12 protein-coding genes and 1 tRNA gene are annotated in these 21,456 nt (G+C 69.3%); 4 read left to right on the top strand and 9 right to left on the bottom strand.

Annotation, left to right across the window (positions count from 1 at the left end; genetic code table 11):
• Positions 1–133: 133 nt before the first annotated feature.
• Positions 134–9,490, bottom strand: coding sequence for a fatty acid synthase subunit beta domain-containing protein (locus tag ACQPYY_RS07030; RefSeq protein WP_433593145.1), 9,357 nt, complete (start codon positions 9,488–9,490; stop codon positions 134–136).
• Positions 9,491–9,880: 390 nt separating this feature from the next.
• On the opposite strand from ACQPYY_RS07030, the gene ACQPYY_RS07025 reads away from it, so the two are divergent.
• A tRNA-Leu gene (locus ACQPYY_RS07025) sits at positions 9,881–9,962 on the top strand.
• 445 nt (positions 9,963–10,407) lie between these two features.
• Positions 10,408–11,361 (top strand): LysR family transcriptional regulator, encoded by a 954-nt coding sequence (locus tag ACQPYY_RS07020; protein ID WP_433593144.1) that lies wholly within the window; start codon positions 10,408–10,410, stop codon positions 11,359–11,361.
• A gap of 356 nt (positions 11,362–11,717) precedes the next feature.
• Here the strand turns inward: ACQPYY_RS07020 and ACQPYY_RS07015 are convergent, their stop codons facing one another.
• The 4 genes from ACQPYY_RS07015 to ACQPYY_RS07000 form a co-directional block, all read right to left on the bottom strand.
• Complete coding sequence (locus ACQPYY_RS07015) at positions 11,718–12,359, bottom strand: hypothetical protein (protein WP_433593143.1); 642 nt, start codon at positions 12,357–12,359, stop codon at positions 11,718–11,720.
• Between the two features lie 15 nt (positions 12,360–12,374).
• Complete coding sequence (locus tag ACQPYY_RS07010; protein WP_433593142.1) at positions 12,375–13,877, bottom strand: cellulase family glycosylhydrolase; 1,503 nt, start codon at positions 13,875–13,877, stop codon at positions 12,375–12,377.
• 80 nt (positions 13,878–13,957) lie between these two features.
• Positions 13,958–14,968 carry an alpha/beta hydrolase gene (locus tag ACQPYY_RS07005; protein ID WP_433593141.1) on the bottom strand — a complete coding sequence of 337 codons (1,011 nt, stop codon included), beginning with the start codon at positions 14,966–14,968 and terminating at the stop codon, positions 13,958–13,960.
• 88 nt (positions 14,969–15,056) lie between these two features.
• Entirely contained in the window at positions 15,057–15,770 is a 714-nt protein-coding gene (locus ACQPYY_RS07000) for a hypothetical protein (protein WP_433593140.1), read from the bottom strand.
• Positions 15,771–16,019: 249 nt separating this feature from the next.
• Here ACQPYY_RS07000 and ACQPYY_RS06995 point away from each other — a divergent pair, with 249 nt between their 5' ends.
• The gene (locus ACQPYY_RS06995; RefSeq protein ID WP_433593139.1) at positions 16,020–16,949 is read left to right on the top strand and encodes a tyrosine-protein phosphatase; all 930 of its coding nucleotides are present in this window, start codon (positions 16,020–16,022) and stop codon (positions 16,947–16,949) included.
• Between the two features lie 28 nt (positions 16,950–16,977).
• On the opposite strand, the gene ACQPYY_RS06990 is transcribed toward ACQPYY_RS06995, so the two are convergent.
• A complete protein-coding gene (locus ACQPYY_RS06990; protein ID WP_433593138.1) occupies positions 16,978–17,517 on the bottom strand; it encodes an SMI1/KNR4 family protein in 540 nt (179 codons plus the stop codon).
• 176 nt (positions 17,518–17,693) lie between these two features.
• Here ACQPYY_RS06990 and ACQPYY_RS06985 point away from each other — a divergent pair, with 176 nt between their 5' ends.
• Positions 17,694–18,644 carry a LysR family transcriptional regulator gene (locus ACQPYY_RS06985; protein ID WP_433593137.1) on the top strand — a complete coding sequence of 317 codons (951 nt, stop codon included), beginning with the start codon at positions 17,694–17,696 and terminating at the stop codon, positions 18,642–18,644.
• Positions 18,645–18,887: 243 nt separating this feature from the next.
• Here the strand turns inward: ACQPYY_RS06985 and ACQPYY_RS06980 are convergent, their stop codons facing one another.
• From ACQPYY_RS06980 to ACQPYY_RS06970, 3 genes are all read right to left on the bottom strand, one after another.
• Positions 18,888–19,676, bottom strand: a complete 789-nt coding sequence (locus ACQPYY_RS06980) for a spermidine synthase (RefSeq protein ID WP_433593136.1) — start codon at positions 19,674–19,676, stop codon at positions 18,888–18,890.
• Positions 19,677–19,710: 34 nt separating this feature from the next.
• Complete coding sequence (locus ACQPYY_RS06975; RefSeq protein ID WP_433593135.1) at positions 19,711–20,175, bottom strand: hypothetical protein; 465 nt, start codon at positions 20,173–20,175, stop codon at positions 19,711–19,713.
• A gap of 308 nt (positions 20,176–20,483) precedes the next feature.
• The gene (locus ACQPYY_RS06970) at positions 20,484–21,389 is read right to left on the bottom strand and encodes a tyrosine-protein phosphatase (protein WP_433593134.1); all 906 of its coding nucleotides are present in this window, start codon (positions 21,387–21,389) and stop codon (positions 20,484–20,486) included.
• Positions 21,390–21,456: the final 67 nt, after the last annotated feature.

The following is a 21,456-nucleotide window of genomic DNA, read 5'->3' as shown; positions in this document are numbered from 1 at the left end:
CACCGTAGGCTCGCGCGTTCCATTGACATGGAACGGCGGGCTCGCGTCCTGCGTCGCGCGGAGCACAGGACACGAACCCGCCGTGTCAGACCTGCCGGGAGCTACTTGGCCGACAGGCCGGTCTTTTCTCGGGTTACCGGCAGGCCGGTCCCTTCGGCGCCGTCACGTAGACGGCGTCGGAGCCCAGCCGCGCCTGCTGCGAGAGCAGCATGTCGGCCTCGAGCTGCCGCGACTGCTTGGCCGGGGTGCCGTCGCCGCCCAGGCGGCGGTCGGCGGGCCGCTCGTACATCGGAGCGCCACCGCACATCGCCTCGGCGAAGCGCTGACGGCCCGCGAGCTGCCGCTCTTCGGCCTTGCGCTGGTACGCCTCTCGCGCCTCGGCGTCGGCGATGGCCTCCACGAAGGCCTGCGGGTGCACGATGGCGACCAGGCCGGAGACGTGGCCGAAACCGAGCGAGGTGACCAGACCGGCCTTGAGCGGGAAGCGATCTCCCACGGTCAGCGCCTCGCGCAGCCACACCAGGTGCGGGTACTGGGCCATCTTCTCGTCCACGCAGTCGAGGCTGCGGTTGGGCGGGATGACGCCCTGCTCGAGCACCTGGCACAGGCCGATCATCTGGAACGCCGCCGCGCCGCCCTTCGCGTGACCGGTGAGGGTCTTCTGCGAGATGACGAACAGCGGAGCGCCTTCCGAGCGCCCGATCGCCGAGGCCAGCCGCTCGTGCAGCTCGGACTCGTTGGGATCGTTTGCGGCGGTGGAGGTGTCGTGCTTGGAGATGACCGCGATCTCGTCGGCGGCGACGCCCAGCTTGCCGAGTTCCTTGGCCAGCTTGGACTCCGGGCCACCGCGGCCCGCGCCCAGGGCGCCCAGGCCCGGAGCCGGGATCGAGGTGTGCACGCCGTCGGCGAAGGACTGCGCGAACGCGACCACACCCAGCACCGGCAGACCCATCTCCAGCGCCACCGAACCGCGCGCCAGCAGCACCGTGCCGCCACCCTGCGATTCCACGAAGCCGCCGCGGCGACGGTCGTTGGCGCGGGAGAAGTAGCGGTCGCTGATGCCCTTGGCGGACATGGCGGCCGAGTCGGCGGTGGCGGACATGTTGCCGAAGCCCACGATGCCCTCGATGCCGAGATCGTCGTAGCCGCCGGCCACGACCAGGTCGGCCTTGCCGAGCTTGATCTTGTCCACACCCTCCTCGACGGAGACCGCCGCGGTCGCGCAGGCCGCGACCGGGTGGATCATGCCGCCGTAGGAGCCGACGTAGCTCTGCACCACGTGCGCCAGGGCGACGTTGGGCAGGGCCTCCTGCAGGATGTCGTTGGCGTGCGGCTCACCGAGCAGGTTGTCGATGTAGAGCGAGCGCATCGACGACATGCCGCCCATACCGGTGCCCTGGGTGTTGGCCACCATGGCCGGGTGCACCCAGCTCATCAGCTCGGCGGGGCTGAAGCCGGAACTCAGGAACGCGTCCACGGTGCAGACGATGTTCCACAGCGCCACCCGGTCGACCGAGCTCACCATGTCGGCGGAGATGCCCCACTTGGTGGGGTCCCAGCCGGTGGGGATCTGGCCGCCGACGGTACGGGTCAGCTTGGCCTTGCGGGGCACGCGAATCTCGGTGCCCGCCTTGCGCGTCACCTGCCAGTCTGTGCTGGAGCCCCCGGACCCACCCTGGCCGGCGACCGGGGTGACGACCGTCTGCTCCGGGTTGGCGGCGAAGAAGGCGCGGGCCTCGGCCTCGGTGTTGACCACGAAGGACAGGTCCTTGTCCAGGAACACCGAGGTGAGCAGCGGGGCCGCGTTCTCGATCATGGCCCCGTCGTCGCCGTAGCGGCGCACGCCGCAGCGCTCCACCACGGTGTCGTGGTAGCGGTCGGCCAGCTCGGATTCCTCGACGTACTCACCGGATTCGGTGTCGTACCAGCCCGGCTTGGGGTCGTTCTCCCAGGTGACCAGGCCGGTGGTCCAGGCCAGCTCCAGCACGCCCGCGGCGGAGAGCTGATCGGAGACCTCCATCTCGAAGCGGGTGCGCGCCGAGCCGTAGGGGCCGAGCTCGCCCGCGCCGACGATGACGACCATGTCGTCGAGATCGGCGGTGACCGAACCCCATTCGGGGGTGACCAGCTTGGAGCTCAGGGTGGGCGGGGCGGGCAGGGCCGAAATGGTCGAGCCGTCAACGCCTTCGGAGTCGGCGGCCGCGGCCTCGGCCTGCTCGCGCGCCTCCTTGGCGAGGGCGGGCAGATCCAGTTTGGCCCCGGCCAGACCACCGGTGAGGTCGATCTGCTGCGGTCCGGACGCGGTCACCACGCGGGCCCGCGAGGTGCACCACTTGAGCAGCTCGTCGGCCATCTGGATGGTGGACCAGGTCTGCACGCCGGCCTTCTCGACGGCCTCGACCAGCGGGTCGTTGCCGCCCATCAGGCCGGTGCCGCGCACCCAGCCGATCAGCGCGTGCACCAGGGTGACCCGCTCGGACCAGGAGGTCTCGGCGCGCCACTTGGCGACGATGGCGTCCAGGGCGGCCTTGGACTCGCCGTAGGCGCCGTCCCCGCCGAACATGCCGCGGTTGGGCGAACCCGGCAGCACCACATGCAGTTTCGCGTCCACGTCGTGGTCGGCGCCGATGGCGGACAGGCCGCCGATCAGGCGTTCCACCGACCACAGCAGCACCCGCATCTCCATCTCGGCGCGGGCACCGGCGTCGGAGAGGTCGCCGGCCACGCGGGGCGCGGCGAACGGCAGCAGCAGGGTGGGGGTCATCGCCTCCTTGACCAGGATCTTGGCGCCACCGGCATTGTCGACCTGCTCGGTGCCGACCCAGTCGATGAGCGCGTCGATGTCGGTGTAGGAGGCCATGTTCGCCGGGACCACCCACAGCGCCGCGCCCTTGCGGGCGTTGTCGCGGTAGAGCCGCTTGTAGAAGCTCAGGCGGTCATCGTCCAGCTTGGAGGTGGTGACCACGACGGTCGCGCCACCCGCGAGCAGCCGGCCGGTGGCCGCCGCCGCGATGGAACCCTTGCTGGCGCCTGTGATCACGGCGATGTCGGAGGACCAGATGCCCGGCTCGTCCGAGCTGAGCGCGGCCTCGGCGATGGCGCCGTAGACGCCCGCCAGCACCGAGCGGGCCTCCTTCATGGCGCGGTTGCGCCACCAGGTGGCCTGCGCCGCAACGGCTTCACCGGCGCCGAGGTAGCCCTCGACCGCGGGTTCGGCGGGCAGCGAGCCGTCGTTGCCGAACCACAGGCGGGCCAGATCCTCACGGGCCGAGGCCCACCGGTCGTCGATCAGGACGGCCTTCTTGGCGTCGAACGCGGGCGCGACCAGACGCGGCCAGTCCGAACCCAGTTCGGCCGACACGAGATCCACCAGGGTGTCCGCGGTGGCCTCCGGCGCGGACGCCTGCTCGGCGTGGCCGAGGGACTCCAGGATCACCCGGGCGGCCTGCGCCAGCACGCCGTCGCGGCCGGTGATCTGCTCGGTGAACTCGCCCAGCGCGGCGGCGTCGACGGTCGCGCCACCCGCACCGCCGCCGGCGGACGGCATGGAGACCGCGACTCCGCGGCGCGCGGCCACGGACTGCACGGCGGCGTCGATCGCGGCGTCCACGGACGAGGCGTCCGACAGTCCGCCCGCCACCAGGCCACCCAGGTCGCCACCGCGGACCGACTGGCCCTCACGGGTGCCGAGGGAGACCTCGGCGGTGACGTGGCTGGCCCAGCCGTCGCCCAGACCCCAGGTCTTCTTGACCCGGTCGGCGATGGCCGCCGGGCGCTTGCCGGACGGGCCGAACACCTTGCGCAGGTGGTCGCCGATGGAGTCGGACAGCACCGAACCGAACGGCTTGTAGGTGCGGGCCAGGCGGTCGACGGTGTTGGACAGCGCGCCCATGTCGGCGTCGGCCGCGCCGTCGATGGCGCCGAGCGACAGCTCCGCGCCGAGGTCGACCAGCAGCTGGTTGCGGCGCGAGGACACGCCGTCGCACAGACCCTCGATGGTGTCCACCGGGCCGATCTGGTCCATCCGCAGCTTGGTCCACAGCGCGATGAGCACGCGGGTGGCGTCGGCGGCGGAGAACGCGATGTCGTCCGGGGTCGGGCCACCGGTCGGCACGGCCACGGGGGCTGGGGCGGCGGCAGCGGCGGGAGCCGGTGCGGCGGCAGCGGTCTCGGCCGAAGTCTCCTCCGGCTCCTCCACGGGGGCCGGATCGTTGTCGGTCGAGTAGACGATGCCGCGCTCGCGCTCGATATTGAGCACCTCGACGACGGCATTGCCGAACTGCGGCAGCTTCAGCGTGTTCGAGGCCAGGTTCGCCACGGTCGGCGTCGCGGCCAGACCGATCTCGACGAACCGCTCGACGCCCACGCCGCCGTGCTCCACATCGGTGAACAGCAGGTCCTGGGTCTCGATCCAGCGAACCGGGCTGGCGAACTGCCAGGCCAGCAGCTCGACCAGGACCACGCGGCACAGCTCGACGCGCTTGGCCTCGGAAGACCAGTCGGCCCAGTTCGCCAGCACCTCGGCCAGCGGCTCCGACGGCACCAGATCCGCGATCTCCTGGACGAATTCGCGCTCCAGGTTGAACGGCTTGGGCACCAGGTTCGGGATGTAGCGGCCGATCAGCAGCTCCGGCTGCAGGTCCGCGGGCAACAGGTCCAGCAGCTTGGTGCGGAACTCGGGCACGCCGGCGCGCAGCACGGTCGAGTGGAACGGCACGTCGATGCCCGGGATGAGCACGAACGCGCGCTTGCCTCCGGTCTCGGCGCGCAGACGCTCGATCTCGTCCTCGAGCGCCTCCATGCCCTTCACCGTGCCCGCGATGGCGTACTGCGCCCCCCGCAGGTTCAGGTTCACGACCTCGAGGAACTCGCCGGCCTGCTCGCCCAGGCCCTTGACCCAGCCGATGACCTCGTCGTCCGCGATGCCGATCTGCGACGGGCGGATGGCGGCCATGCGGTAGTCGCTGCGGCCCTGGGCATCCCGGGGCACCAGCTCGTGCATGGCCGAACCGCGCTGGAACACGACCTCCAGCACCGCGTTCAGCGGCAGCACGCCCGCCGCGGCGGCCAGGGCGTTGTACTCACCGACGGAGTGGCCCGCCAGCATCGCGCCCTCGATGAAGGCGCCCGCCTCGCGCAGCTCGGCGACCTGGGCCACACCGAGGGTGGCCATGGCCACCTGGGTGAACTGGGTCAGGTGCAGCACGCCCTGCGGGTGGCGGTATTCCACGCCCCGCGCCTTGAGGTAGGTCGGGTTGTCGCGCACGACCGCCAGGATCGAGAAGCCGAGGGCCTCGCGGGTGTGCTTGTCGGCGCGGTCCCAGATCTCCTTGGCGGCCTTGGACCGGGTGCGTGCGTCCAGGCCCATCCCCTTGGCCTGAATGCCCTGTCCCGGGAAGGCGTAGACCGTCTTCGGCGGCGCGATGCGGCCGGTGGCGGTCATCACCAGGTTGCCGTCGATCCGGCAGGAGACCTCGATGATCTCCGAACCGCGGTCCACCGCAACGCGTTCCACGCGCACGTCGATCTGCGCGCCGAGGCGGACCATGCCCAGGAAGCGGGTGGTCCAGGCGGTGATGGTGCGCGGCGGCACCTTGTCGCCCAGGTCGATCGCCGAGACGGCGTGCTGGGCGGCGGCCGAGAGCCACATGCCGTGCACGATCGGGGTGCCCAGACCGGCCAGGCGAGCGGCGTTCTCGGAGGTATGGATCGGGTTGAAGTCACCCGACACGTGTGCGAAGGCGCCCATGGCGCGTGGGGCGACCAGGGCCACGTCGCGGCGGCGGCGACGCGGGGTGTCGGTGGCGTCGTCGGACAGCGAGCCGGCGGCGCGCGGCGGGTCGGACAGCTCGGCCTGGCCGGTGCGGCCGCGAATGGCGAAGCGCTCCACCAGTGTCGCGACGGCCGGGGTCTCCAGGCCGTGGTCGCGCATGACGCCGACGGTGACCTTGACCTCGACGACGCGGCCCAGGTCGGTGTCGAGCACCTCGGCGGACTCGGCGCGGACCGCGAGCACGGCGTGCTCGGCGGGCAGCGCGCCCAGCAGCTCGATCTGGTGGTCGAGGTGGACCAGGTCCAGCATGCCCTCGATGACGGAGTGCGAGTCCGCGGTGCGGGTCGCGCCCAGGACCGCGAAAACGGCGGGCCAGCAAGCGCCCACGAGCACGTCGGGGGCGGTGCGGCCGAGGGTGGACAGGCTGTCCGGCAGGCCCGCGCCGGTGACACCGGCGTGGTCGGCGATCAGGTCCGGGCTCCAGGCCAGGTTGACGTGCGCGACCTGCGCGCCGTCGACCGCCTTCACCTCGGGCAGCGACTGACCCGCGGCGACCGCGAGCAGCGCCGACATGGCGGCCTCGGCGTCGTCCTCGGTGATGACCGGCGCGCCACCGTTGTACACGGAGACCGGGACGGTCATGCGGATGCGGACGGCGTCCTTGCCCAGCAGCGGGACCGCCAATTCCAGGTAGGCGCAATCACTCTCGGGGCCATCGGTGGCCGACAGGGTGGCGCCGGTCGGCGGGTGCTTGGCGCCCTTGCCGTTCATGACCCACTCGTCCAGATCGCCGAGGCGGTGGATGGGGTTGACGGTGGTGCGGCCGGCCCACTGCACATCCGGTGCGGCCAGCACGATGTCGAGCAGTCCGCCCGCGACCTCGGTGCGGCGGCGGCCGTCCACGGCGGCCGGGACCACGCCCGCGCGCACCAGGGCGAAGGCGGCGTCCTGCTCGAAGCGGTCGAGGAGTTCACCGACCGGCTCGTCCACGCGGGTGATGCCCGCGACGGCGACGGTGCCGGGGATGACGCAGACCTGGTCGGCGGTGTAGCGGGCATCGTGAGCCTGCCACAGCGAATCCGAACGCCACCAACGGCGCACGTCCTGGTCCACGACCGGGACGAAGTTGACCGGCTTGCCCGGAATCTTGCACAGCGACACGAAGAACGGCACGTCGGCCGGGTGCAGCACGGTGTCGGCGGCGGCCGGGTATTCGGCCTTCAGGGTGCAGATGGCCTGCACCGGGGCCTCGAAGGCATCGTCGGCGAACAGGGTGGCGATCTCGCCGCGGTCGGCCGGGTTGAGGCGGGATTCGGTACGGCGCACCATCTCCGCGAACCGGTCGCGCCAGGTGATGTCGAGCCAGACCGAGCGGGTGGCGTCGGCGATGGCGTCGGCGAAGTCGGCGCCGCAGTCGAAGTCCTTGCGGCGGTCCAGGCCCACGGCCAGCTCGACGTAGCGCTCCAGCCACTCCAGGTAGGTCATGGTGGCGACGTCGCCGAAGTACGGCTTGGCGGTGCCGTCGAGCGCCTCGATGATCTCGGCGCGGCGCGCGGCCACGGCGTCGGCGTCACCGGCGACCTCGTCCAGCAGGCGGCCGGTGCGGGAGGCGGCGTTGTCGATCTCGTGGATGTCCGCGCCCAATTGGCTACGGCCGGAAGCCATCCCGCCGACCGCAGTGCCCGCGCCGACCCAGTCGGGGGTGCCGGGGGTGTCGACCAGCAGCTGCTTCACCTCGGGGGCGGTGGTGGCCTCGAGGGTCGCCATGGCGGCGGTGCCGACCAGGACGCCGTCCAGCGGCATGGCCGGGTAGCCGTGCTGCTCGGCCCAGACGCCGGTGAGGTATTCGGTGGCGCGCTCGGGCGTGCCGATGCCGCCGCCGACACAGACCACGACATTGTCGCGGCCGCGCAGCTCGGCGTAGGTGTCGAGGAGCAGGTCGTCGAGGTCTTCCCAGGAGTGGTGACCGCCGGCCTTGCCGCCCTCGATGTGCATGATCACCGGGTAGCCGGGGACCGCGTCGGCGATGCGCAGCACGGCGCGGATCTGCGCCACGGTGCCGGGCTTGAACGCCACGTGCGTGATGCCGACCTCGGACAGTTCCTCGATGAGGGCCACGGCCTCTTCGAGTTCCGGGATGCCGGCGGTGACGATGACGCCGTCCAGAGGCGCACCCGCGGTGCGGGCCTTCTGCACGATGCGCTTGCCGCCCAGCTGCAGCTTCCACAGGTAGGGGTCCAGGAACAGCGAGTTGAACTGCACCGCGCGACCCGGCTGCAGCAGGCTCTTCAGCTCCTCGACGCGGTCGGCGAAGATCTGCTCGGTGACCTGACCGCCACCGGCCAGCTCGGCCCAGTGGCCCGCATTGGCCGCGGCCGCAACGATTTTCGCGTCGACCGTGGTGGGGGTCATGCCCGCCAGCAGGATCGGGGAACGACCGGTGAGGCGGGTGAAGGAGGTCTCCACCACGACGCGGCCGTTGGGCAGGCGGATCGGCTTGGGCGCGAATTCGCTCCAGGCCGAGGCGACTTCGGGGGCCGCGCCGGGGGTGAACAGGCTGCGCTGGCCCGGGCGGGTGGAGGCGGCGAGCACGCCGACGCCGGTGCCCTTGAGCGAGCCCGCGGTGAGGCGGGTCAGCAGGTCGCCGGGGCCGAGGTCCAGGATCCACTGCGTGCCCTTGGCGACGGTGTCGTCCACGATGGCGACCCAGTCGATCGGGTCGACCAGCACTTCCTGGGTGAGGGTGGCGGCCAGGTCGGCGTCCAGGCCGCACTGCTGGGCCCAGCCCTTGACCAGGTCGACGGTCTCCGCCAGCGCCGGGTGGTGGAAGGCCACCTCGACCGGGATGTCCTCGAAGACGGGGGCGAACACCGCGCCGCCGCGCTTCTTGGCGTCGCGCTCGGCGGCCTGCTCGGCATTGATCTCGGCGGCCCGCTGACGGACGCGGTCGAGCTGGGCGACCGGGCCGCTGAGCACGGCACGGCGGCGGCCGTTGCGGATGGACAGCACGGCGGCCTTCTCCAGCGCGACACCGGCCATGACCTCGACGACAACGGCTTTCAGGGCCTCGGGGTCGACATTGGAGACGGCGACCATCGGGGACTTCTCACCGATCGGCAGCAGACCGCGGCGGCGCGCGACCAGACCGGCGGCGGCGCCGATCAACTGGGCGATGGCCAGCAGTTCGGCGTCCCGCTGCCCGTGAGCCTCGGCGGCGGTGGCGGCGAGGCGGCCCTGGGAGTGGCCGACGACGGCGGCGGGCGCGTGCGCGGCGATGTCGAGGCCCTGCAGGCGCAGCGCGCGCAGCGCGGCGATCTGGGTCAGGAACACACCCGGCATGGAGACGGCGGCGGAGCGCAACACCTGCGCTGACGGCGCTCCCGAGACCTCCCCCTGCTCCGGGTCGGCGATCTCTTCTTCCAGCATCCATGCGATGGGGTCGAACCCGACCGGCCGGACCACGAGCAGCTGCGCCGCAATCGGTTCCAGCGCGGCGGCGGCCTCGTTGACCAGCGCGGTCAGTTCGGGCTCGAGCGCGGAGTCGCGCCCGATCTCCTCCAGCTCGGTGAGCCACTGCGCGCCCTGGCCGCCGAAGGCGAGCGCGTACGGCGCGCCCCCCAGCAACCGGTCCAGCAGCGACGACCTGATCCCGCTCTCCCGTGACTTCCCCGCCGCCCTGGACTTCGATCCGGTCCCGGTGCTCTCGTTGATCGTCAAGACGTTCGACTTCCTTCTCCTGGCGGCCCGTCTCCACAGAACTGGACCGCGCTCACGGTGCGCAGGTATCCCTCCGGCCCGCAGGCCCTGGTAGATGCCGAGGATCGCACAAAATCATGAGGATCTCCTCATGTTTGACCCGCCGACCAGGCGTTTACCGCCGAGTATTTATGTACGTCCGTACCAGAATATTCAGAAACATGACCCTCCCTCATGTTTGAAGCCGCTGGTGAGCTCGGTTACGCCGATGTAGGAAACGTGAGTCTCCCTCACATTGGTGTTTATCAAATCGTTATAATCGCAGGTGAGGTTACCGACCAGTACGCCACACGTCCCCGATGCTTCGCGATCTCAGTTGGACCCGGTAAAGTTTGGACGGTCGTACCGTTAGCGCGAGTGGCGAAATTGGCATACGCGCCAGATTTAGGTTCTGGTGTCCTAGGACGTGCGGGTTCAAGTCCCGCCTCGCGCACACATTCCGCAGTCCCTGCCGACCTCGGCCGGGACGTCCGCTTTGCCCAATTCACAGGGTTAGCCGACGATCTCGTCGAACCGCACCGCAATCATCTAGCAACCTTGCGATAACTGTCGCGCTCCCCCGTCCGGTCCCACGCCTCCCCGATCGGAAATGCCTCCCGCCACGAACGCCCCACGGCTGGAACACCGGCGTACCAAATGGCCTCACCCGCACCCGGATTCGCAGCCGAATGACCGTTCGCCGCGAGTTCCATCCCGCACCCCACGACACGGCCACACGCGGCGCGCCGGCCTGGCCGCGGCACCGATCGCGGCATCGTCAGGCACGGGACTCGCGCCCGCGAGCGGGGATCCGCAAGGCTGCCGCAGAATTGCTACCGGTTGGTACAGTTTCCGAAAAAGCCACTCTTCAGATGCCTGACCAGCATAGACTTCGGCGCATGGAAGTCCATACTCGGCAGTTGCAGTACTTCATTGCCGTGGCGGAGGAATTGAGTTTCACTCGGGCCGCCCAGCGACTGCACGTTTCACAGCAGGGGCTGAGCACCCAGATCAAGCAACTCGAGCACGAGATGGATGTCGCGCTGTTCACCCGGACCACCCGGCAGGTGCAGCTCACCGCGGCCGGCGCGGCGTTCCTGCGGCATGTGCGAGATTCTTTGGCCAGCTTGAGTTTCGGAGCCGAGGAGGCCCGGGCGGTCCACCGCGGCGAGCACGATCGCCTGGTGCTGGGCTGCCTCGAGGGCGCCGCGCTGACGCTCACCGAGCCGATCCTGGCCGCGTTCCGCGAACGCCATCCCGACGTGACCGTGGAATTGAGTCACTTCACCTACGACACGCCCTCCGCCGGGCTGGCGAACGGGCTGGTGGACGTGGCCATCGTGCGCCGGCCGTTCGTGGACGCCGGGCTGCAGTTCGAACCGCTGTTCTCCCAGCCGCTGGTGGCGCTGCTGCCGGCGCATCATCGCCTCGCCGACCGCGCCGAGATCTCGGCCGCGGAGCTGCTGGACGATCCGATCCTCGCGTCGGGACCCACCGACCCGGTGTGGAATGCGTTCTGGCGGCTGGAATCTCACCGCGACGGGCATGCGGCCCCGACCGTTCTCCCGGTGAAGACCCTGCTCGAGGAGCTGCATCAGGTCGCGACCGGCGCGGGCATCGCGATGACGGTGCCCTGCGCGGGCTGGATCCGATTCCCCGGCGTCCGCGTCATTCCGGTGAGCGACGCACCCCGCAACGAGGTCGCCGTCTGCTGGCGCATCACGCACCAGACCCCGCTGGTCCGGTCCTTCATCGACGTGGCCCGGCGGGTGCGCGCCGCCAATCCGGATCTCATCGCCCGCCTGGAGACGCCGCACCGCCGGGGCGCCCCCGTCGCCGCGTTGTCCTCCTGAATCCACAATTTCGAGTTGTCGATCATCCCCAACAATTGATTTCTGTTCTTTTCCTTTGTGCCATAACGTTTTCCGGGTGAGCGGAAGCTCATTCGGAATAATCTGAAGGAGAAGGACAACATGGGTTCCCTGGCCAATTACCTTGTGGACGCGCTCGTTTCGGAGCTGATCAAGAAGCTGCTCAGCGGTTCCGCCGGGAGCCTGTCGTAATCCACCCCGTTCCCCGGGCGCGATGACCAGAAGCGGCGCCGAGTCGACAACGACTCGGCGCCGCTTTTTCGCGTGCGGTCACGACGGCAACGCACACAGGCCCGGAACCTGATGGTTCCGGGCCTGTGCCAGTGGAATTCGCGGTGCTAGCGGCTGGAGCCGAACCCGCTCAGGAGCGAGCCGAGGCCGCCGGGGAGCGCGTCGGCGCTGCCGGTGCCACCGGGGCCGCCGCCGGGCGTGCCGCCGACGGTGATCGAGGGACCCTGGGTCTTGAAGTTGGCATGGTGGCCGAGGCTGGACAGGTACTCGACGCCGGTGGTCATCGCGACGCCCTTGTCGCAGTCGGCTCCCACGGTGTACTGAGCGCTGAAGGTAGCGGGCTGCACGTCACCCAGGTGCTTCTTGATGATCACCTTGTAGCTGGTGGCCATGAAGTCGCCGGCGATGAAATCGGGCTTGATCTCCAGGAAGGGCTCGACACCGTGGGTTCCGGCGGAGTCGATGACCTTGGCGGAGTCGGTGACGTAGGTCAGGCAGGCCGGGTGCCAGTCCTTGAGCCAGTTGAGCTGCTCATCGGTGGCGTTGGTCCGCTCGAATTTCGTGGTGACCGTGATCTTCTCACCCACCGACGGCGTGGTGTTGCTGACCGTGCGGTTGTAGACGGTGCCGTTGTCGGTCCAGGTGGCCGTGCCGGGGGCGGCCATGGCGGACCCGGCGCCGAACAGGGTCAGGGCGCCGAGCCCGAGAGCCGTGGCGGCGGTGGCCCCTGCCGTGAATCGAAGTGTCATGGTGGATTCCTTTCTCTAAGAGCCCGAGCCGGAGGCCGAGCCCGACCCGCCCGAACCGCTGGCCGAGCCCGAGGCCGAGCCGGATGCGGAGCCGGTCCCGACCGGACCGTCGGGCACGGTCGCGCCCTTGGAGCCGGGCCGATTGATGTACACCGACACCGGTGTCGAGGCGTTCGCCTCGACGGTCACCACACGCGCCCCGGGAGCCGAGGTCACCGTGCCGCCGTCGACTCGCACCTGATAACCGTTGGGGTAGTGCAGATCCGAGACGTAGATCTCGGTCGGCTTGCCGGTGGAGCGCGGGGTGTAGCGGTAGGCGAAGTCGCCGGAACCGGTGTCGAAGATCATCCGGCCGGGGGTGCCGGAGGTGGCCTGCGGATAGGTGCGGACCAGCTGGCTGCCGATGTCGCCGGTGAAGGGGTCGCCGCCGCTGTACCGCCAGTACTGCCAGCCGATGAATCGGTCGTCGGCATTGATCAGGGTGTTGCTCAGCACCGACGCGTCGCCGTCACCGAATTCGGTGACCAACGTGGGGATTCCGGTGCGATGGGTGAAGGCGTCGATATTGCCCCAGGTCTTGCCCTGCTGCAACGGGCACAGCCCGCGCAGGAAGGTCGGCAGGCCGCTGTAGGTGGCCAGCTGGCTGGGTACGCAGTAGTCGTGCGGGGCGAAGGCGATGCCGGGCGCGCTGATCGGCGGATTCTTGCCCAGGTTGGTGGGCATGGTCTCGTTCCAGGTGACGTTGGGCTCCCAGAACACCGTGATGTCACCGTTGCCGCCGCGCACTGCGTCGGTCAGCTTCTGCATGACGCCCTGGTACTTGGCGTCGAATCCCGCGCAGCCGTTGGGGAAGCACGACAGGAACGCCGAGCCCGGCCAGGGCTCGTTGAGCAGTTCGATGCCCATCGCGCCCGGGTGGCCGTTCATCTTGTCCGCGAGGGCGCCGAGCGCCTGGCCGAGATAGTCGACGACGCCGTAGGTGTTGTTCCAGAGCTCGTCCCAGCCGGCGTTCATGCTCGGCATCAGATAGAACATCGGGAATCCGGGATTGTTCTCACCGGCGGCGGGCCGGGCATGGATCGCCCATTCGGGGAAGCCGTTGCCGTTCCAGATCCGCGACAATCCGTCCTGGTGATTGTCGAGCACGGTGTGAATCCCGTACTGCGCCAAGGTGTCCACGACCCCGGCGACCCGATCCAGGTAGGCGGTGTCGACCACGCCCTTGGTGGGCATGAGCCCGTCGAAGTTCACGCCGAGCCGCACGGTGTTGAACCCGTGCCGGGACAACAGTTCGGCGTCGTGCGCGGAGAGGGTGGTTCCCGGTGCGAAGTAGGGCGGTTCCTTGTCGACGCTGTTGACGCCGTGCAGCAGCATCACCCGCCCGGAGGAGTCCACGAATTGCGAACCGTCCACGTGCACCGGCGAAAAGGCGGCGGGCGCGGCGATCGCCGGAGGGGCCGTGGTGCCCAGCGTGCATCCGGCCACCACGGCGGCCGCCGCGGCCACTGATCGGGCCATCCATCCGATCCGGCCGTTCCTGTGTCTCACTGTCTTTTCCATGCTCTCTTGCTCGACGTGCTTCTGGGCGCGGCCCCGGGCTATTCCGTGCCGAGCGCGGAAGCGAGAAGGGGCCAGGATTTGTGCAGGTCGTCCTGCCAGTAGTGCCAGGTGTGGGTTCCGACGGGCCGGAGGTCGACCTGGGCGGGAATGTCCAGTTCGCGCAGCCGATCGGCGAGGCGGTGGGTGCAGGAGTTGGTGGCGGCCTCGATCATGCCGCCCACCACCATCTGTCCCGCTTTGGTCGCGATCTCGTCCGGGGCGGAATGCCCGGCGAGCTCCTCGGCCGGACCGGACAGCCCGGTGCCGCTGGAGAGGTAGATCGCCTTACCGCGCAGGGTGTCCGCGTTGAGGACCATGTCGTGGGCGCGCCAGGCCGGATCGTCGTCGGTCCCCCACATGTTCGCGGGGTTGCCGTCACCGCGGCCCAGCACCAGCCGGATGTAGGCGCGACCGGCCGGGTCGGAGGTGGAGGCGCAGCCGCTGTAGGCCGCGACCGCGGAGTACACCGTCGGCGCGGCGGACACGAGATCCAGCGCCGAGGTGGCCGACATGGACACGCCCGCAATCGCATTGACGCGCGAAGTGTGCAGGGTGGCGTCGATGATCGGCGGCAGCTCCCGGGTCAGGAAGGTCTCCCAGCGGTTGCGGCCCAGAGCCGGATCGTCGCGCTGCCAGTCGGTGTAATAGGAGAACTCACCGCCGACCGGTGTCACCACGTTCACGCGCTTGTTCCAGAAGAACGAGACGATGTCGGTTCTGCTGTACCAGTTGGTGACGTCGGTGCCACCGCTGGCGCCGTTGAGCAGATACAGCGTCGGGCTCGGGGTGGTCGCGTCGGCGGCGGCCAGTACCTGCAGCGGGATCACCCGTTGCATGGCAGCCGAATACACGTAGGCCATCTGCTGGCGTTGCCCCGCGCGATCGATGTGATCCAGATGGGCTCCGGTCTCGGCCCGGGAGACCTGCAGCGCGCCCGGCGCGACCTGGAACAGGGCCGCGGCCACACCGCACGACACGATCAGCGACGCCAAACTCCGCCTGGGCGACACGACTTGCTCCTTGGAACGAGGGTGGAGAGGTCCTGGGCCGTGGCCGCCGCGCGCGCACCACGGCCCAGGAGAATCGGACCAATGCCGATCAGCTGCCGATCAGGCGCCGGATCACATTGGTGATGGTGTCGGTGACCGAACCGGTCGAGCTGAGCTGGTTCTGCGAGGAACCGAGACCGCCCTGGTCGAGGCTGCCGAGCAGCGCCTCACCGGGATTCGCGCCGCGGCCGGTGAAGCAGACGCTCATGTTCGGCTGGTCGGAACCGGAGCCGACGGTGCCGCCGACGCTGATGCCGCCACTCATCACCTGCTGGCCGTCGGAGACGGACGCGGGCACCTTGTAGGTGAATTCGGCGGTGACCGGGTTGCCGGAGTTGACGAACCAGCCGGTGCTGTTGACGCTCCAGCCACCGTTGTTCGGCTCGGGCGTCACGTCGGCGGGCTGCTCGCCCTGACCGAAGTGGTAGGCGGTGACGACGGCCTTGACCGGCTTGTCGAAACCCGGCGGCGGATAGTCGGTGATCGAGTTGATGTAGGGATTGCCGATGCTGGTGGTCCCGACCACGACCTTGTAGGTCACCAGGGTGCCGACCGCCGCGGAGGTGACGCTGATGGACTTGTCATAGGTGTGGGTGATCCAGACGCTGCTGATACCCGGGTTGTAGTCCACGTGCTGGTGCTGGACGCAACCCGACTGGGTGGCATCGGCGGTAGCGGTCGCGGAACCGAGGGCGATTCCCGCTCCGGATATCACCAACGCGGTCGCCGCGATTCCGGCGGCAATATTCGATGTTTTACGCATGATTCCTTCCAACAGTTCCGGAGAAACACGGAACCGATTACCGGTGAGCCCGTGAAGAATTCGAGCTTCCGCTCACGCCGGGAAACGCTAGAGCACTATCGCGGAGAACTTAAATCCTAATTTCGGAGTCATTGACAACCCTGCCTTGTCAATGACTCCGGAACTTCTGTTTCCGCCCGGATCGTTTGTGCCGCTAGGTTTCTCGTGCAGAAACAGACGCCCCCGAATTCCCACAGTAAGTAGGTAGACATGTCCCCACGTCGGGCCCGCCGGGCCGACATCACGACCATCGCCCTCGCCGGCCTGATCGCGCTCGGCCCCGCCCTCGGCGCGGCCGCCGCGACGGCGCAGCCCGCGGATGTCTCCTCCGGATCCGGCTCGGGCAGTTTCGGGTCGTCGGGATCGGCGGGTTCCGGCTCCGCGGCGGCGAACGACCCGGTGTCCACCCTGCCGGCGCCCGCCACGACGGCGATCCGGCTCGACGGCGCCACCAACTTCCGCGATATCGGCGGCTACCGCACCACGGATGGACGTACCATCCGCACGGGCCTGGTCTACCGGTCGAACGGCCTGGACAAGCTCACCGACGCCGATCTGGCCAAGCTGAACACCGCGGGCGTGACGCTGGACGTGGACCTGCGCAACGGCTCCGAGCGCAGCGGCGCGCCGGACCGGGTGCCGACGGGGGCCCAGTACAAGGTCGCCGACGTGGTCAGCTTCGACAGCGGCATCTCGTTCCACGAGTTCCCGGTGATCACGCTGGGGCGCGCCGTGATCGACGGCTTGATCAACGGCTCGTCCGATCTCAAGATGTCGATCCAGTACCCCTTCATGGTCGATTTCCACGGCTCGGACGTCGCATTCGGCGCCCTGCTGCGCTCGATCGCCGGAAACAGCGGCGGCGCGACGGTGTACCACTGCACCTCCGGCAAGGACCGCACCGGCTGGGCGACCGCCGTCCTGCTCACCGTGCTGGGCGTGCCCCGGGATGTGGTGAACGCCGACTTCCTGGCCAGCAACAAACAGCTCGGCGACGCGAAGGCGGTCGAATTGTCGTGGCTGGAGGCCGCTTTCGACGAGGTCGACCGGCTCTACGGCAGCGTCGACAAGTACGTGCGCGACGGGCTGGGCCTGGATCAGACCACCATCGACGCGCTGCGCGCCAAACTGCTGGCCTGATCCGCGATCCGTCCGCTGCCCGCGCCGCTCACTGTGGGCAGCGGCGGTCCGCGATCTCCTCGTCCAGGGCGTAGGAGATCGCGGACGCCTCGAACTCGGCCCATACCCCGAAGCTCGGGTAGCGGAGGTCGATGCCGGCCATGCAGTCCCAGCAGGCGGCCGGTCCGATGCCCGGTCCGGTCGGGAACAGCATCATGATGAACCGCTGGGCCGCGAGGGTCTTGCCGACGAGGACCAGGCGATACCCTTCGGGCACGATGAGCGTGCCCGACGCCCCGGTATCGAAGTACCGTTGCGCGCAGGCCGAATCGCGGCGCCACTTCTCCCCGGCGGCGAAATCACCGACACCGAAGAGCTGAACCGTCCCGTAGCGCGACCACCCGTCGCAGGTCAGCAGGAACTGGCGGAACTCGGCGTCGAACCACACCCCGAGGCGCTGCTCGGCGGCCGCGACGGCCTCCACGGACGCGGGCGGATTGGGGGGCATCGACAATCCGGGTTCCGCGAGACGCTCCGCCGCGGTGTACTGCGCCGAATAGAGAGAACCCACCAGGGCAGTCCAATTCATCATCGTTTCCTGTCGCCGCACTCGCCCGAGCTAAAAGCCCCTCGAAAACGCTAGAACACCCCGGAAGCGAAGAGAAATCATTGTTCATGAGCAATTCACAAGGGCGATTTGTCAATGCGCGGCCGGTTCCTCGATAGAGTTCGGTTCGCATCGCCGATCGACCTAGACTGCGCCTCATGGAAGTCCACACCCGCCAGTTGCAATACTTCATCGCGGTAGCGGAGGAGCTGAGCTTCACTCGCGCCGCGCAGCGACTGCATGTCTCTCAGCAGGGCTTGAGCACTCAGATCAAGCAACTCGAGCATGCGATGGACGTGGTGTTGTTTTCCCGGACCACCCGCAATGTCGAGCTGACCGCCGCCGGCGCGGTCTTCCTGCAAGATGTCCGCAGCGCGCTCACCGGACTGGACGTCGCGATCGAGCGGGCGCGGTCGGTGCACCGCGGCGAGCAGGACAGACTGGTCCTGGGCGCGTTGGAGGGCGCGGCCCTGACCCTGACCGAGCCGATCCTGTCGGCCTTCCGTCACCGCCACCCGGGGATCACCGTGGAGTTGCGGCATTTCACCTACGAGGACCCCTCAGCGGGGCTCGCCACGGGCTCGGTGGATGTGGCCTTCGCGCGCCGCCCGTTCGTCGACGCGGGGGTCGACTTCGAGCCGCTGTTCGCCGAACCGCTGATGGTCATGGTGCCCACGGGTCATCGGCTGGCCGGGCGCGCCGAGGTCTTCGCGCACGAGTTGCTCGACGAGCCGCTGCTCGGGGCCGCCACCACCGATCCGGTGTGGAATGCGTTCTGGGAGTTGGACGCCTTTCGCGGCGGATCCCCGGCCCAGGTGGTATCGCGCTCGAACTCGCTGCTCGAGGAGCTGCACAAGGTCGCCACCGGGGTCGGTGTCGTCCTCACCGTCGCCTGCGCGCGCTGGATCCCATTTCCCGGCGTGCATCTACTTCCGATCGCGGACGTCCCGCCCAATGAGGTGGCGGTCGGCTGGCGCGGCGCGCACGAGTCGGCGCTGGTGCGGTCGTTCGTCGAGGTGGCTCGCGGCATCCGCGACACCCACCCGGAGCTGGTCAAGCTCCTGCAGGAACCCGATTTCGCGGATTGCACGGTGCCGCCCCACCTCTGACCGGCTGGTCCCGGGCAATCACAACTCGAGGTTGTGAGTACACCCGAAAGATTGATTTCACTTCAGATGCCTTGCCTCCTAGCGTTTTCGGCGCGGGCGTAATGCTCGACAGCGGCGGGCTCCGCACCGGACTGTGACCCGGGACGGAGCCCGCTTTCCAGTTGGCACCGTCGATTCCGGACTGAGCCCCCGGCGATCGACGGTGCCGACACTGATTACTGCCCGTCTCACCGACCAGCGCCGCTAGGGACGGGTTTCGGGTCCTTCGGCCGCGACGCGAACCGGCGGGAAGGCCCGTTCCGCTTGGCGGTACAGCGCATCGAGGGGCAGCGGCACTCGGCTCGCGGCCAGGACCCGGTTGCCCTGGTAGCCCGCGAAGACGTCCCCGTCGAGCAGCGCGCGGTAGGGGAAGGTCGAGTGGATGTCGTCCAGGTGGATTCGAGCACCCACCAGATTCAGCAGGTAGACCCCGTCGGGCCGGAGGACTCGGGCCACTTCGGCGGTGAACGCGGGGCCGGTGATCCCCGCGGCCATACGCAGGCCCTCGAAGGCATCGGCCACCACGAGGTGCGCGAAATCCGTGGGGAGGGTGGCGATCTCGGTCGATCCGTCACCGATGCGCAGTTCCACGCCGGGGACCGAGCGCAGGCCCAGGCGTTCGTCGACGAAGCGGGCCAGCGCCTCGTCGGCTTCGATGACCAGGTGCCGGGAACCGGGGCGGACCGCCGAGAGGTAGCGCGCGAAGGTGCCGCCTCCGCCGCCGATGTGCACCGTGTCCAGTGGGGCGCCGGCGGGCTCCAGGGAATCGACCACATAGCCCAGGTAGCGCATGTACTCGAGCTCGAGGTACGTCGGATCGTCGAGATCGACGTAGGACTGGGCGATGCCGTTGACGCTCAGCAGCCACCCGCCCGGCCGCTCGTCGTCGGCGCGCAGCTCGGCGAGGCCGAAGCGCACCTCGCGAACGCCGGGTACCGGGTGGGCGAGGGGGCGGTCGGTGTCGCCGCCGGACGTCTCCAGCCAGTTACTCATCGGTACATGATCGCAGGACGCTCGGCGCGGGCGGTCAGGCCGGCAGGCGGTCGGGGCGCTCCAGGATGGACAGCCGGAGGGCGGCCAGCACCATGGCGCGGTGGGGCAGACGCAACCGGCCCGGTTCGGGTTCGTTCGCCCAGTGCCAGCCGGAAGGCCGATCGTCGGCGGGCAACAGGATCCGGCTGCCGCGCTCGGGAACAGTCACCGCGTGAGACTGGAGGAAGAGTCGGAGTCGCTGGGGCACAGGGTGATTGGGGAGGGGCGGGGTCACCAGGAAGGTCCAGCGCCGATCGCGCGGGTCGGCGATGACGGGAGCCGACGGCAACCAGTCCAGGCGCGGGAGCACCCGGCGGCCGAGGGGTTCGGGCACCGTCAGGGCCTCGACCGCCGCGCCGACGGTGATCAGCGGACGGTCGGCGTAGAGCTGCACCGGTAGGCCGTAGCGGGAGCGCAGCAGGTGCGCCGATTCGTGAGGGGAACAGCACGATTCGAACATCGGTACCTCCGGACGCGCGGTGGGGGCGCACCCGGCGCCGAGGTGTCCGCGGTCCGTGGCCGACGCGAAGGCATGAACGGAGGGTCGCGTCGAGAGCGGACACCGGGCGAAGTGGAGGCTCGACGACCGGCGCCGGGTGCGAAGAACAGTTTTCGCGCCGGTGGTGCCGGGGCGGTGTCGGGCCGATGGCATTCCGATGACCGGCTGTAAAGCTGTGTCCTCCGAGGGCGGCCCGTTCGCCGTGAGGAAGCTCACGGTCGAAAGCCGCTGCCTCGGAGGAGCTTTCAGAACCAACCGGAAGGAATGGGCTACTTCTGGATCAGCTTGTGCTTCAGCTGCTCGATGGTCTGCCCCTTCAGGCCCAGGCCGTCCTTCAGGTACTTGTCGACCGAGCCGTAGTCGGCCACGAGCTGGTCGACGCCGGCCTGCAGGAAGCTCGCCTCCACGCCCAGCAACGGCTGGTAGATGGCGGCCGCGGCGGCGCCCTTGGCGGCGGTGATCTGCGCGAGCGTGGCGGCGATGGACTTGGCCGAGTACTCGTTGGTGAGCAGGTAATCGTTCATGATGGTCTGCTGGTCGACGCCCGCGAGGCTGAGCAGCAGGTAGGACGTCCAGCCGGTGCGATCCTTGCCCGCGGTGCAATGGAATACGGCCGGGCCCTGCTGGTCGGCGAGCTGGGTCAGCAGCTCCGCGAAGCGGGCGCGTTCGAAGGCCCCGGTGACGAACTGGCGGTTGAGGGCCCGCATGGCTTCGCGGGCGGCCGCGGGGCTGGTGAGGTTCCCCATGCCGCCGGAGACGTCGCCGCTCAGGATGGAGATATTGGTGTAGGAGGCGCCGGCCGGAACGCGATCCGGCTTGGTGGCGATCTCGCCGCCGGTGCGCAGGTCGTACACGGCCGTCAGGTGCAGGCCGTTCAGGGTGGCGAGGTCGGCGTCGTTGGCGGCGAGCGCGTTCGAACGGTAGAAGACGCCCTTGTTGACGTGGTGGCTGCCCTGCGCGTCGTAGCCCGCGCCGGTTCCGGCGACGTCGCGGAAATTGTCGACGCTGCCCAGGCGCGGCGCGTCGGCGACAGCGGTGCTGGGCTTGGCGGCGGCGACGGGCAGCGCCGACAGCTCACCGCCGGCGATGTTTCCGAGCAGCGGGCTCGCGAACAGCCCGGCGCTGAGCGCGACGACGACGGCGGTACGACGCCATGAAACTGACAACTGACTCACTCCTAATCGCGTGTTGATCGCCGACAGATCTACGCGGGGCGAATGAACCGGCGGGAACCGCACAGGA

The sequence above is a fragment of the Nocardia sp. CA-145437 genome (genome assembly GCF_050956485.1).
Taxonomy (GTDB): domain Bacteria; phylum Actinomycetota; class Actinomycetes; order Mycobacteriales; family Mycobacteriaceae; genus Nocardia.
The sequence above is the reverse complement of the archived record's forward strand: the minus strand, read 5'-3'. Positions and strand labels throughout refer to the sequence as shown.